Below are 13,176 nucleotides of genomic sequence, written 5' to 3'. Positions count from 1 at the left end.
GAATGCCTAACGCACATGCCGATTGTAACGAAATATTTAATTGTCATTAGTCATTAGTCATTAGTCATTTGTGAATAACCAATGCCCCATGCCCCATGCCCCATGCCCAATCCCCAATGCCCAATCCTTAAGGCAAATTTTCTCGCAGTAATGCTCGAAAGCCTGCTTGTTGAAAATGCTCATCAGCAGTTAGTGCTTCAGTGATTCCGCTATATTCCATCACAATAAAAGATACGCAATCCACAAATCCCCATTCTTTCTCGGTTCGTTCCCGATATAGCTCGAAAGCACGTTCGTAGAGTTCCTGAGAGAGGGGGACAATTTCTACTTTAGAGTCTGCTACTAGAGAATTTAATAATATGATTGCCGCCTGACGATAAGGTAGTTGGGATAAGGCATTGCCAATTTCCAACATCACCGCCTGTGTTGTCACCAAACGAGTTTCTGCTACTTGTAACATTTTAGCCAGATGTAAGGCTCGGTCATGCAAGCGATCGCTCGGTGCAGATAAGGCAATGGCAAATGATGTATCAAGAAAGACTTCAGAATGCATGGAAAGTTTACTTACCGTACAAATATTTATCTATATTAGTAGACCAGTCAGGTGGCCCATCTAGGTTGAGCGATCGCGCCGTTTGCAGAAATGATACCGTTTCATGTTCACTTGGCGGTAAAATTTCGATACTGATTCGCACGCGGGTATTGATTGGCAGTGCGATCGGTTCAGCCGGATAGAACACTTTACCATTAAAGACAGCTGTGATTTTTTCTACCATTTTTCGCAAAAATTGCTTTTAGTCTATCCTAAGCTGGTTGTGACAATACGGATAGAGTAGACGACGCAATAACTAGTGAAGATACTTATAGCTGTCTTACGAATTATATCGATTTTTTAGAATTGCCCAAGCCAGCAACTGAACTAATGTTACGTGAGTGCGACGAACCTCTCCCTATCTTAAATTAAAGTTCAAGTCTCTCCCTCTCAGACTCGGCTACCGTGTACACACAAGTCATCAAATTACCCAAAACAAAAGAAAAACCTCACCCTGTCCTATCTTTAATCCCTCTCCTTAAATAAGGAGAGGGACAGGTTTTGCGTAGCATAACCAGGGTGAGGTATCTCAGGGGCTGCGCGATAAATCTTAAATGACCTCACCAAAGACTTGTATGTATACCGTAGCTCCGACTCAGAGAGGGACAGGTTTTGAGTAGTAAAACCTCTTAGAGGTCTTTTACGGACAAAAAGGGAAAAATTTGTGGCTTTTTCCAACTCTTAGCAATAAATTATTGTAGTAATTCTATACAAAAATAATGTATGTAGGCTGTAAATAAATCAGCTTTTTGGAGTTGGGCAGAGCGCAGAGTTTAGACCCTACTTTTGCTACTTGTAAAAAAAAATTAAAACCAGATGATAAATATTATTCTATATACCTTATAATCTTTTTAATTACGGTATCCGTCTAGAAATACCGTAGATTTAGGGGTGAATTCTGATGAGCGAGTTGCAACAACCGATACATTTAAGTAAATTGCTAACTGAGGGAATGCAGACTTATGTCATGAAAGCATTGCAGATCATACAACTATCATACCAAGACACAATTAGAAATTGGCTGAATGGACGCACTGTGCAAAGCTTTGTGAGTCTGTTTCTAATAGGTACTTTTTTGAGTATAGCAGTTGTCTCCTGCTCTGGAAGCAGTTCAGCTAGCAAAAATGATGTCAAGCTGAAACTTGTTTCTTTCTCTGTCACCAAAGCAGCTCACGACCAGATAATTCCCAAATTTGTGCAAAAGTGGAAGCAAGAACATAATCAAAACGTCACATTTGAGCAAAGCTATGGGGGTTCTGGCGCTCAAGCTGCTGCTGTTATTGCAGGTTCGCAAGAAGCAGATATAGTACATTTGGCACTTCCCCTAGATGTCAAAAAAATTGCTCTTGCAGGTTTGATTAAATCAGGTTGGGAAACCAAAGCTCCAAGAAATGGTATTGTTAGTAAATCGGTTGCTGCGATCGTTACCCGCGAAGGCAATCCCAAAGGCATCAATACTTGGGCAGACTTGGCAAAAGATGGCGTGAAAGTGATTGCGGCTAACCCGAAAACTTCTGGTATTGCTATCTGGGAATTTTTGGCTTTTTGGGGTTCTGTGAGTTTAACCGGAGGTAACGAAGCCACAGCATTAGATTATGTCACTAAAGTTTATAAAAATACTCCGATTCTAACGAAAGATGCCCGTGAAGCTAGCAATTTATTTTTCCAAAAAAATCAGGGAGATGTCTTAATCAACTACGAAAATGAGGTGATTTTGGCTGGGGAAAATGGGACTAAACTACCTTATGTTGTACCCCAAGTCAATATTTCCATTGATAATCCTGTAGCCGTAGTTGATAAAAATGTTGATAAACACGGTACAAGAGAAATTGCACAAGCATTTGTTGATTTTCTTTACTCGACAGAAGCTCAACGGGAATTTGCTAAATTACAATATCGTCCTGTTAACCCCACTGTCAGCCAAGAAGTAGCATCACAACATCCGCCAATTAAAACTTTATTCACATCTCAAGATTTAGGTGGCTGGGATATTATTCAGAAAAAGTTTTTTGGAGATGGGGCAATTTTTGACAAAGTTCAAGCTGCCAGCAAAGCATGATACAGCGCTTCCGGCTGTTATGCAATACAGTTTTCCTTTTGCCCCTGTTTTATCATAGCTTTCAGCTTTGAGGATGTACCTCATAGCCGCCGGAAGTGCTGTATCTATATTTTTCGTGCAAGATTATCTACTTGCTAATAGCCAAGCATAAGGAATTCTCAGTCACTTTACTCAATTGATAATTTATGAGCTTTTGTAGCAAATTTAAGCATAGCTTTATCCTCACATTTTTAATGATTATTGCTAGTAGTATCACTGCTTGTAGCAGCAGCGATGAAAAGAAAAGTCAGGTGAGTATTGATGGTGCAGCTGTAGGTTTCCCTATTTCTTTAGCAGTTGCAGAAGAATACGGTAAAGTCAAACCAGAAGCTAAAGTAAGCGTTGCCTCAAGTGGTACTGGTGGTGGTTTCAGTAAATTTTGTAATGGTGATATTGATATAGCTGGTGCTTCTCGTACCATTAGAGATGAAGAAATCAAAAAATGTAAAAGTAAGAATATTAAGTTTGTCGAGTTGCCTGTAGCTTTAGATGGCATCGCTGTGATTGCTAACCGTCAAAATAACTTCGCCAAATGTCTAACTATTAAGGAACTGGGCAAGATTTGGGGCGGCAAATCAGACGGTAAAATATTGACATGGAATCAAGTTAATCCAAAATTCCCTAATGAAAAGCTGAAGTTGTATGCTCCATCTTCGGATACGGGAACATTCGATTATATGACTCAAGCTGTGACTGGCAAAGCCAAGAATGGCCGTACAGATTACACTGCCACTCAGAATCAAAACCTTCTCGTACAAGGAGTGTCAGGTGATGCAACAGCTTTGGGTTATGTAGGGATATCTTACTATATTCAAAATCAAGATAAACTCAATCTAGTTGCTGTAGAAAGTCCTACAGGAAAGTGCGAAAAACCAGTTCCAGTAGATAATGTGATCAAAAACATTTATACACCTTTGTCTCGTCCTCTGTTCATCTATGTCAGTAAAAAATCCTTAGATACTAAGCCAGCAGTAAAAGAATTTGTAGATTTTTATCTAGAAAATTCTTGGAAGTGGGTAGATAGTGTTGGTTATGTGGCACTACCTGATGAAGCTTATATCAAGGTAAAACAAAAGTTTGCTACTGGTGAAACTGGGACAAAGTTTAAAAAAGCCAAACCCGGTGAACCAATCACAAACTTTATTTAAATAAAGTCCGAGTCATTGTAGTCAAAAATTAACTGTTTATGCAGAATACTAATTATCAAGATGATCCTTATCTAGTATCCAGACAGTCACTGGATAAAAATGCATCTGAAGATATCTCAGAAAAGATTGTTGCGGCAATTTTATTTGCTTGTGCGTTAGTTTCGGTTTTGACTACCTTTGGGATTGTCCTAATTATCTTTCAGGAGACATTCAGTTTTTTCCAAGAAGTCTCTTTTGCCGAATTCTTTCTTGATACTAAATGGACACCTCTATTTGCCGATAAACATTTTGGTGTTTGGCCATTGATTAATGGCACTTTCTTGACTACAGCTATTGCTATGGGAGTTGCTATTCCTTTGGGTTTATCTTCTGCAATTTACTTGAGTGAATATGCTCAACCCAAAGTTGCGGCAATTTTACGTCCAGCAGTAGAACTTTTAGCAGGAATACCCACGGTAGTATATGGTTACTTTGCCCTGTTGTTCCTTACACCATTGCTGCGGAATTTTATCCCTCTGGAAATATTCAACGCTTTGAGTGCGGGGTTAATGATGGGGGTAATGATTACACCTACTGTTGGTTCTATCAGCTTAGATGCTATTAAAGCAGTTCCACGTTCTTTGCGAGAAGGAGCTTATGCTTTAGGTATCACTAAACTGGAAACCATTTTTAAAGTAGTTCTACCAGCCGCACTTTCTGGAATCATCGCCTCGATTATTTTGGGTATTTCTCGCGCTGTGGGTGAAACAATGACTGTCCTCATCGCCGCCGGACAACAACCAAGATTAACTGTTAATTTTATGGAATCAGTAGAAACCATGACAGCTTACATGGCGCAAATTTCTGGTGGAGATAGTCCGCGTGGTAGTCTTAATTTCAAGACATTATATGCTGTAGGCGCTGTTCTATTTATACTTACCCTAGCTTTGAATATTGTTAGTTACTGGGTTGCTAATCGTTTTAAAGAAAAATACGACTAAATAGATATGGCTACAAGTTATCAACAAGATGATTCTCTAGATTCGGCGGCAGAATTTACCGATAATGTTGAGAGTAGGGAGACATTAGGGAAAGTATTTGAAGTGCTTTTTTTGTTAGGATTGCTGATTGGTTTATTTGTCCTAGCATTGCTACTTTTTGATATTTTTCGAGACGGATTAGGCAGATTTTTATCACCTGGCTTTCTCACGGAAACTCCTTCTCGTTTTCCTGACCAAGGTGGTATTCGTCCTGCGATTATCAGCAGCGTTCTTTTAGGAATTGTTGTGATTTTTGTGACTGTCCCTATTGGTGTTGGAGCAGCTTTATATCTAGAAGAGTATGCACCTAAGGCTTGGTGGACAGCGATTATTGAGATTAATATCAGTAATCTCGCGGGTGTACCTTCTATTGTCTATGGATTGCTGGGTTTAGGGGTTTTCAATTATTTGCTTGGGTTTGGCCCCGCTTTGATTTCTGGTGCATTGACTTTATCTTTGTTGTCTTTACCAGTAATTATTGTGACAGCTAGAGAAGCAATTCGCGCTGTCCCAGATTCCCTGAGAAATGCTTCTTACGGATTAGGTGTCACAAAATGGCGAACTATCAGCAGTCACGTATTACCCTATGCTATTCCCGGTATTTTGACAGGGGTGATTATCTCTGTATCCCGCGCTATTGGTGATGCAGCTTCTCTAATTGTTGTAGGTGCTGTGGGTTTTCTCACCTTTAACCCTGGTTTGTTTCAGAGATTTATGGCATTACCCATTCAAATTTACAGTTACATCACTCGTCCTGAACCGGGTTTTGCTAGTGCAGCAGCAGCCACAATTATTGCGTTGTTACTCTTGATTTTAGTCTTAAATGGTGTAGCAATTTATATTCGACAACGCTTCTCAATAAATTAGGTAATTAAATATCTAATCAAATACATTCATGAATATTAGGAGAACAGCCAAATGACTTATAGCAATAGTAGAAGTCAATCAGATAGTGCCACAATCGACCAAGACAAGGGCGTATTTAATGTTGAAGGTGTGAAGGTCTATTATGGGGGATTTCTGGCACTTTTAGATGTTTATCTAAAGATTCCTGAAAAACAAATTGTTGCTTTTATTGGGCCTTCAGGATGTGGTAAAAGTACCTTATTGCGTTGCTTCAACCGGATGAATGATTTAATCCCTGGTGCTAAGGTTGAGGGTAGACTGAATTATCGCGATCGCAATATTTATGATCCTAAGATAAATTCTGTCAAATTACGCCGCCAAGTCGGAATGGTTTTTCAAAGACCGAATCCTTTCCCCAAATCAATATACGAAAATATTTCCTTTGGGCCCCGTGCTAACGGTTATAAAGGTAACATTGATGAATTGGTGGAAGATTCCCTCAGACGCGCTGCTATTTGGGATGAAGTCAAGGATAAACTCAAAGAGAAGGGGACTGCATTATCTGGCGGACAACAGCAACGGCTTTGCATTGCTCGTGCGATCGCCATGAAGCCAGATGTATTATTAATGGATGAACCATGTTCTGCTCTCGACCCAATTTCTAGCCGCCAAGTAGAAGAACTCTGCTTAGAACTCAAGGAGCAATACACCATCATTATGGTGACACACAATATGCAGCAAGCTTCCAGAGTGGCAGATTTCACGGCTTTCTTCAATACAGAAATTGACGAGCATGGCAAACGTCGCGGAAAATTAGTTGAGTTTAATCCTACAGCTCAAATGTTCAGTTCTCCTCAAACCAAAGAAGCTGAAGATTATATCAGTGGACGGTTCGGGTAAATTAATTCGTAATTCGTAATTCGTAATTCGTAATTCGTAATTCGTAATTCGTAATGACGGTGGGGAATGCGTTATATCATGTCCGCTTGATTACTTATTAAACTTCAAGAACCCCACCCCGCCAAAGCTACGCTTTGTCTCCCCTCCCCGCAAGCGAGGAGGGGATTTAAGGGCAGATAATTGACAAGGAAATGAGGGGGCTGCTATCGGCAACAATGACAGAGTTAATCATCACGCAATTCATCAGCGATTTGGTCATCATCTAGGTTGATAACTGGGATTTGCAAACGTCCTAGTTCGTACATGAATTGGGGTTTGTTCATACTGCAAAAGGCGGCGGCTTTACCAAGAGATAGTCGGCGTAGCTCGAATAGTTTGACTGCGAGCAAAAATGTAAGTTCTGCTTCTAATGCTTGGGGTGATTTGCCGGAGGTAATGAGTAAGTCATCGGGATAGTGAAGGGATAGAATGTGCATAGTTCGCTTCTATGTTCCTGATTCCTAATTCTTTTTTGATTATGCCTTACACCAGTCCAAGCAGTATAGCGATGTCTACGACGGGCTACGCCTACGCAAATATGCTCAGTATCATCTGCCACTGTCAAGATAATCTCCTCAGCTTACAGCAGAATTCAAGTATTTGAACCACATCTGTCGTAAGGGCACAGCATTGCTCATTGGTGTCAACTTAGCGTAAGAACCTGCCTAGAACCAGCTTTTAGATTGTCTCGTTCCCAGTCTCCGACTGGGAATGCCGTTCTAGAGGCGGAGCCTCTTGAAAAGCGGCAGAGCCGCCAAGAGCAGCATTTCCAGCCAGAGGCTGGAAACGAGGTTTTAAAGGGGTTTGCGCTTAAGTTGACACCAATGAGCATTGCTGTGCCCCTACCGCGTGGTCTATTTACCTGAAAATAGCTGTAATTCGGGAAAATATGCTGAGGCTTGATAGTACTAAATTGAAGTAATATTTCAGTTTAGTACTTATACTGTGTATTATGTTTAAGTCTCTGTCATTTGCTTTAGTTGCAGCCACCATTCTCATTGGATCAATCAATAATCCCAGTGCTACTTTAGCTCGAACTTGTGCCTCTAAGTGTGGGTCGCACCCAATTCAATTTACACCTGGGCAACACATCCGGGTTGAAGTCGTCAATAGCACACCTAACCTGATAAAAATCCAAAAACCCTCCGGGACTGATGCAATATCCTTGAGTCCAGGACAGAAATTAAATTTAGAACAAATAGAGGGTACCGAGCCAAATACATCTCTGATATTTTGGAGCGAAAAGGGTTTATCACTACAAGCAATTGTCTCGAAACCGAACTTTGGTACATTGCGGCTTGAACTCCGTCCGACTTTGCGCTCTCCGGGCGATCGCTCATTGTATATTATGGATGATGGTAGGATAAACGTGTTTTAGATAGCAAATTAATGTTATTAGTTATGAGTTAAGAAATAACTTTAAATTCAACACTCATAACAGACGCGATGAATCGCGTCTCTACTCCTAACTCCTAACTTTATACTGTGCTAGACCGACCTGTATCTGAGATCTCAAAACCTAGTAGGCGCTTACCTAATCAGCGCTGGCAAATTTATCCGCAGAAACCAGAATTTGCCCAAAAGCTGGCAGTTTTGACCAATCTTTCACCCATTATCAGCCAGTTGTTGATTAATCGGGGTATGGAAACACCAGAACAGGTACAAGCATTTTTAGATCCAGAGTCTTTAGTCTTACCTTCGCCGTTAGAGGAATTCCCAGATTTGGCGATTAGTTTGGAGTTGTTGCAAAATGCGATCGCTTCTCAAACTAAAATTGCTATTTGTGGTGACTACGATGCTGATGGTATGACCAGCACTGCTCTACTTTTACGTAGTCTCCGCACTTTAGGCGCACAAGTAGATTATGCTATCCCCAGCCGGATGCACGAAGGCTACGGTATTAATAAACGCATAGTTGAAGAATTTCACAGCGAAGGTGTAGGGCTAATTCTGACTGTAGATAATGGTATCTCTGCGTTTGAACCAGTTGCTAGAGCTAGAGAACTTGGTCTAGCAGTTATTATCACCGATCACCATGATATCCCCCAAAAATTACCGCCAGCTAACGCTATCCTGAACCCTAAACTAATAGCTGAATCGTCACCTTATCGGGGTGTTGCTGGTGTTGGTGTTGCCTACATTTTGGCAGTGTCTCTGGCACAACAGTTAGGGGCGACTAAGGGCTTGATCCAGCCGATGTTAGCACTATTTACACTGGGAACGATCGCAGATTTAGCTCCCTTAACTGGTGTGAATCGCCGTTGGGTAAAACGTGGTTTACAGCATTTACCCAAATCTAACTTAGCTGGGGTACGGGCATTAATTCAGGTAGGCGGCGTGCAGGCGAGGGGAGAAGAGGGAGCAGGGGAAGCAGGGGAGAAAATCCCCAATCCAAAATCCAAAATCCAAAATCCAAAATCGCTCAAGCCTGAAGATATCGGCTTTCGCCTGGGGCCGCGAATTAATGCTATTGGTCGGATTGGTAATCCCCAGACTGTGATTGAATTGCTGACTACAGATGATATGGGGGTGGCGCTGGAAAGAGCAATGCAGTGCGAACAAATCAACGCCTCTCGTCAGGAGATGTGTGAGCAAATTGAACAAGAAGCGATCGCTTATGTAGAGACAGAATTTGTTGCATCTCTACAAAAAGACCGTGTATTAGTTGTTGTTCAACCCAATTGGCATCACGGCGTTATTGGGATTGTCGCCTCCCGTTTGGTGGAACGTTATGGCGTTCCCGTGTTTATCGGTACTTATGAGGATGAGCAACATATACGCGGTTCAGCACGCTCAATTCCAGAGTTTCATGTATTTGAAGCTTTGGAATATTGTCACGATTTATTAGGGAAATTTGGCGGACACAAAGCAGCCGGGGGCTTCTCTTTCCCAGCAGAGAATTTACAGGTGTTGCGATCGCGTTTGATTGAGTTTGCGAACCAGTGTCTTGAACCCCAGCATCTCAAGCCTCTGCTCAAAATTGATGCCGAAGTCAACCTCAATCACATCAATCAGCAGCTTTACCAACAGCTTAATGCTCTCCACCCCTGCGGTATGGACAACCCCGATCCAGTTTTCTGGACACCTAATGTCCAAGTGGTTGAGCAAAAAATCGTTGGTAAGGGTCACATTAAACTGACAATTGCCCAAACTGTTGATAATCAAGAGTATAAAATCAAAGCGATCGCTTGGCGTTGGGGCGACTACTTCCGCTTACCACCGCGAGTGGATGTCGCTTACAAACTGCGAGAAAATTACTTTAACGGTAACACCACCATCGAGCTAGAGTTAATAGGAGCTAGACTGCCAATTCAGCTTCAACAATTTTTTGCTTCGCCACCTACCCAGTCAAGCACCACCTTTGAGTACAACCAGCGAGATTATACTTGTGGTTTCTATAAAAACGGTATTGAAGTAGAATTAAGAATTAAAAATTCTGAAGGCAAAGTCTTAGTCATGCAGCCAGGACATATAATCGGTTTACTGGGCACTAATCGTCAAAACGCCAAAGAAGTTGATATTTCTCAGCCACAGTATGACAGTATTATTCAAGCTGCCCTTCAGGCGTTATTAGTTAAGAGTTAGGAGTTAGAAGTTTGGAGTTCTTAATTAACTTATCACTTGTGACTGTGACACTGCGAGTACTGATTTCCGAGTTATGAGTTGAGAATAAAATTTAATTCCTCACTCTTAACTCCTGACTCCTAACTCTCAATCAGTACTCAGCACTGTTAAAGGTTGCCGTTGCGAAATGCCAGCACAAATATTACTGCTGGGCCAGCAATCACAATTAGCGCCACAGACAGCAATTGGAAAATAACTTCCCAATTGATACTGGTAAAAGCGTTAAACAAGTCAGATACAGCGTCAAACATTTTCCTTTTCTCCTCCCAATTGCCTTAAAAAATTCAATAACTTAATTACAAAACCCGCAACTTATCATATCTGGCTATGGTCTGTTAGATTTAATTTACTTAACAAAATTATAACAAAAGATATAAAAACGTAAAATAGGGGGATCGGGCATTGGGCATTGGAAATTAATTTCTCCCTTGTCCCCCCAGTCCCCACTCCCTACTCCCCACTCCCCACTCCCTAATTAAAAATGTCAACTTGGCAATGTGTAAAGCAATGTGGAGCCTGCTGTAATCTTGATCCAGCAGAGCGTCCAGATTTGGAAGAGTATCTCTCACCACCAGAACTAGAACTCTACCTCAGCATGGTAGGCGAAGGAGGATGGTGCGTTAATTTCGACCATACCACACGAGAATGTCGCATCTACTCAAATCGTCCTCGCTTCTGCCGTGTGGAATCAGAAGTGTTTCAAGATATGTATGGGGTTGAGCCAGAAGAAGTTAACGATTTTGCCATTGACTGCTGTCGTCAACAGATAGAAGGAGTATACGGCGATCGCAGTCTGGAAATACTACGCTTCAATAAAGCTGTTGGGCTTTAACACTCACTCCAGCACTTCTTTTTTTCTATAGGGTTGCAATATATTAACAATCTGAGAATATGATAGAAATATGAAAACAACCTAGCAACAAAACTATTGCTTGTGAAACTTGACTCTGCTCCTTTGGACATATCTAGCATATCTCAGACTGAGATCGAGCTAGAACTGAAAGACAGCACTGATTTGAGCTTAACTCCTGCGATCGTTCCGTCAGTTCAGCCTGTAGTTGTCGATAGTCCTCAAAAGCAGCAATCAGTGCTAGTAGTTTTTGGTACAACTTTTGTAACCATTTTTCTAGCAGAAATTGGAGATAAAACTCAGCTATCCACGCTATTAATGAGTGCAGAATCTCACTCGCCGTGGGTGGTATTTATCGGATCTGCGGCGGCGCTGATAACTACCAGCTTATTAGGTGTACTTTTAGGTAGTTGGATAGCCAACCGACTCAGCCCAAAAACTGTAGAAAAATCAGCAGGCGTGATGTTGTTGGTGATTTCCCTAATGCTGTTTTGGGATATATTTACTAGTCATTAGTCATTTGTCATTTGTCATTTGTCATTGGTTCTTCTTCCCTACTCCTAACTCCTAACTCCTAACTCCCCACTCCCCACTCCCCACTCCCCACTCCCCACTCCCCTTTAATCATATGGATTGGCATCTTTTAGGACTGAGCTTTATTACAGTTTTTTTATCAGAATTGGGTGACAAAAGTCAGCTAGCAGCGATCGCACTTTCAGGGCGTTGTAATTCTCCGCGTGCAGTATTTTTTGGTGCAGCAGGCGCATTGCTTTTAACAAGCCTGTTGGGGGCATTAGCGGGGGGAGCAGTAGCCGAATTATTACCCACACGCGTGTTAAAAGCGATCGCTGCTGTTGGATTTGCCATCCTCGCCGCACGCCTGCTGTTATTTAACAATGAACCATCGGCAGATTCTGAACAAACCCCGTAACCAAATCATCTAGTTTGGACATCCAGCTAAATTACAAAGGTTCCCAACCAGTTCCTTTATAGCCGTATTGAAAAATTTCTGGATGCAAAATCTCTGCCAAAATTTCTAGAGAATCTACTAGTCGCGGCCCTGGACGATTAAAGTAAGAATTGCCATCAGTAATAAAAACCCTACCAGCTTCGGTAGCGTGCAGCTTTTCCCACTCAGGACGTTGAGTTAACAAATTGGCTTCTTGGCGAGTGCGACTTAAATCAAAGCCACAAGGCATAAAAACAATTACATCTGGATTAGTTATTAATAGTGTTTCCCACGGCAAGATAGGAGAAGGCTGACCTGTAACACAAAATAGAGAATGTCCTCCTGTTAAGTTAACTAATTCAGGAATCCAATTCGCAGCAACCATCAAAGGATCAGTCCACTCGATACAGGCGACAGTAGGCACTTCATGTAAAGAAAGTCCTTGGATTTTTTGCTGACAAATTTTGACGCGAGCTTGTAAATTTTCTAAGATTTTTACTGAGTCTACGCCAAAAGTTTTGCCGACTCGTTCAATATCAGCCCAAACATCTTGGAGAATATTCGGTTGTAAAGAAATAATCTGGGGTTTACTGTCAATGAGTGTGGCAACTGCCTTTTCAACTTCGTCTAAGCTGACAGCACAAACATCGCACTGGTCTTGAGTGAGAATGTGGGTAGGCTGCAACTGCTCTAAAACATCTGTCTTGATTTCATAAATACTGAGAGCCGATTGCAATAAATTGTTCACCTCATCATGAATTTGCCTGCTGGAGGCATTAGAGTTTAAGCGTGCTTGGGTACAAATAGGGCGATTGAGGATTTCTGGAGGGTAATCGCATTCGTGCGATCGCCCCACAATAGCATCAACCAACCCTAGTGTCGCTAAAATCTCTGTTCCACCAGGAATCAGGGAAACAATTCTCACATTACTATCCATCATCGCTCCACCTCCACAAAAGCTGCAATTGCCTTAATTCTTACAAAATTTAAGTCTTTAGGCATCTTTCTCTAGGAGAATCAAGTGTATTATCGCCGAGAATACGGTACTAAAGCCTTCGGGTGGTGCCGTACTTTCGTCTAACATACCCTACGTATATTTCAAAAATAAAAT

15 protein-coding genes are annotated in these 13,176 nt (G+C 41.6%); 10 read left to right on the top strand and 5 right to left on the bottom strand.

Going from position 1 to position 13,176, the window contains the following annotated elements:
- Window positions 1-127 precede the first annotated feature (127 nt).
- Together V7K30_RS02155 and V7K30_RS02150 are read right to left on the bottom strand one after the other, a co-directional pair.
- Window positions 128-553: a type II toxin-antitoxin system VapC family toxin gene (locus V7K30_RS02155; protein WP_334996660.1), complete on the bottom strand. Its 426-nt coding sequence runs from the start codon at window positions 551-553 to the stop codon at window positions 128-130.
- Between the two features lie 7 nt (window positions 554-560).
- A complete protein-coding gene (locus tag V7K30_RS02150; RefSeq protein ID WP_334996658.1) occupies window positions 561-776 on the bottom strand; it encodes a hypothetical protein in 216 nt (71 codons plus the stop codon).
- A gap of 717 nt (window positions 777-1,493) precedes the next feature.
- On the opposite strand from V7K30_RS02150, the gene V7K30_RS02145 reads away from it, so the two are divergent.
- The 5 genes from V7K30_RS02145 to pstB all read left to right on the top strand — a co-directional run bounded on the left by V7K30_RS02145 (window position 1,494) and on the right by pstB (window position 6,603).
- Window positions 1,494-2,651 carry a sulfate ABC transporter substrate-binding protein gene (locus V7K30_RS02145; protein ID WP_334996656.1) on the top strand — a complete coding sequence of 386 codons (1,158 nt, stop codon included), beginning with the start codon at window positions 1,494-1,496 and terminating at the stop codon, window positions 2,649-2,651.
- A gap of 185 nt (window positions 2,652-2,836) precedes the next feature.
- Entirely contained in the window at window positions 2,837-3,838 is a 1,002-nt protein-coding gene (locus V7K30_RS02140; protein ID WP_334996654.1) for a PstS family phosphate ABC transporter substrate-binding protein, read from the top strand.
- Window positions 3,839-3,876: 38 nt separating this feature from the next.
- Window positions 3,877-4,818 (top strand): phosphate ABC transporter permease subunit PstC, encoded by a 942-nt coding sequence (gene pstC, locus V7K30_RS02135; RefSeq protein WP_334996652.1) that lies wholly within the window; start codon window positions 3,877-3,879, stop codon window positions 4,816-4,818.
- A gap of 6 nt (window positions 4,819-4,824) precedes the next feature.
- Entirely contained in the window at window positions 4,825-5,724 is a 900-nt protein-coding gene (gene pstA / locus V7K30_RS02130; RefSeq protein WP_334996650.1) for a phosphate ABC transporter permease PstA, read from the top strand.
- Between the two features lie 51 nt (window positions 5,725-5,775).
- Entirely contained in the window at window positions 5,776-6,603 is an 828-nt protein-coding gene (gene pstB / locus V7K30_RS02125) for a phosphate ABC transporter ATP-binding protein PstB (protein ID WP_334996648.1), read from the top strand.
- Window positions 6,604-6,827: 224 nt separating this feature from the next.
- Here pstB and V7K30_RS02120 read toward each other — a convergent pair whose 3' ends face one another.
- Window positions 6,828-7,079: a UPF0175 family protein gene (locus V7K30_RS02120; protein WP_073645131.1), complete on the bottom strand. Its 252-nt coding sequence runs from the start codon at window positions 7,077-7,079 to the stop codon at window positions 6,828-6,830.
- A 515-nt stretch (window positions 7,080-7,594) separates the two neighbouring features.
- On the opposite strand from V7K30_RS02120, the gene V7K30_RS02115 reads away from it, so the two are divergent.
- Both V7K30_RS02115 and V7K30_RS02110 read left to right on the top strand, forming a co-directional pair.
- On the top strand, window positions 7,595-8,020 hold the full coding sequence (locus V7K30_RS02115; protein WP_334996646.1) for a hypothetical protein: 426 nt from the start codon (window positions 7,595-7,597) through the stop codon (window positions 8,018-8,020).
- A gap of 107 nt (window positions 8,021-8,127) precedes the next feature.
- Window positions 8,128-10,227: a single-stranded-DNA-specific exonuclease RecJ gene (locus V7K30_RS02110; RefSeq protein WP_334996644.1), complete on the top strand. Its 2,100-nt coding sequence runs from the start codon at window positions 8,128-8,130 to the stop codon at window positions 10,225-10,227.
- Between the two features lie 146 nt (window positions 10,228-10,373).
- Here V7K30_RS02110 and psb30 read toward each other — a convergent pair whose 3' ends face one another.
- Window positions 10,374-10,517, bottom strand: coding sequence for a photosystem II reaction center protein Ycf12/Psb30 (psb30, locus tag V7K30_RS02105; protein ID WP_069068686.1), 144 nt, complete (start codon window positions 10,515-10,517; stop codon window positions 10,374-10,376).
- Window positions 10,518-10,747: 230 nt separating this feature from the next.
- Between psb30 and V7K30_RS02100 the strand changes: the two genes are divergently transcribed.
- The 3 genes from V7K30_RS02100 to V7K30_RS02090 all read left to right on the top strand — a co-directional run bounded on the left by V7K30_RS02100 (window position 10,748) and on the right by V7K30_RS02090 (window position 12,047).
- Window positions 10,748-11,098 carry a YkgJ family cysteine cluster protein gene (locus V7K30_RS02100; RefSeq protein ID WP_334996642.1) on the top strand — a complete coding sequence of 117 codons (351 nt, stop codon included), beginning with the start codon at window positions 10,748-10,750 and terminating at the stop codon, window positions 11,096-11,098.
- Between the two features lie 102 nt (window positions 11,099-11,200).
- Window positions 11,201-11,632, top strand: a complete 432-nt coding sequence (locus V7K30_RS02095; protein WP_334996640.1) for a TMEM165/GDT1 family protein — start codon at window positions 11,201-11,203, stop codon at window positions 11,630-11,632.
- 112 nt (window positions 11,633-11,744) lie between these two features.
- Window positions 11,745-12,047 carry a TMEM165/GDT1 family protein gene (locus V7K30_RS02090; RefSeq protein ID WP_334996638.1) on the top strand — a complete coding sequence of 101 codons (303 nt, stop codon included), beginning with the start codon at window positions 11,745-11,747 and terminating at the stop codon, window positions 12,045-12,047.
- A gap of 31 nt (window positions 12,048-12,078) precedes the next feature.
- Here the strand turns inward: V7K30_RS02090 and V7K30_RS02085 are convergent, their stop codons facing one another.
- Complete coding sequence (locus V7K30_RS02085; protein ID WP_334996636.1) at window positions 12,079-13,005, bottom strand: cobalamin-binding protein; 927 nt, start codon at window positions 13,003-13,005, stop codon at window positions 12,079-12,081.
- Window positions 13,006-13,176 lie beyond the last annotated feature (171 nt).

The sequence above is a fragment of the Nostoc sp. genome, assembly GCF_036917655.1.
Classification (GTDB): Bacteria; Cyanobacteriota; Cyanobacteriia; order Cyanobacteriales; family Nostocaceae; genus Nostoc.
This window is presented reverse-complemented; position numbering and strand designations above follow the sequence as displayed.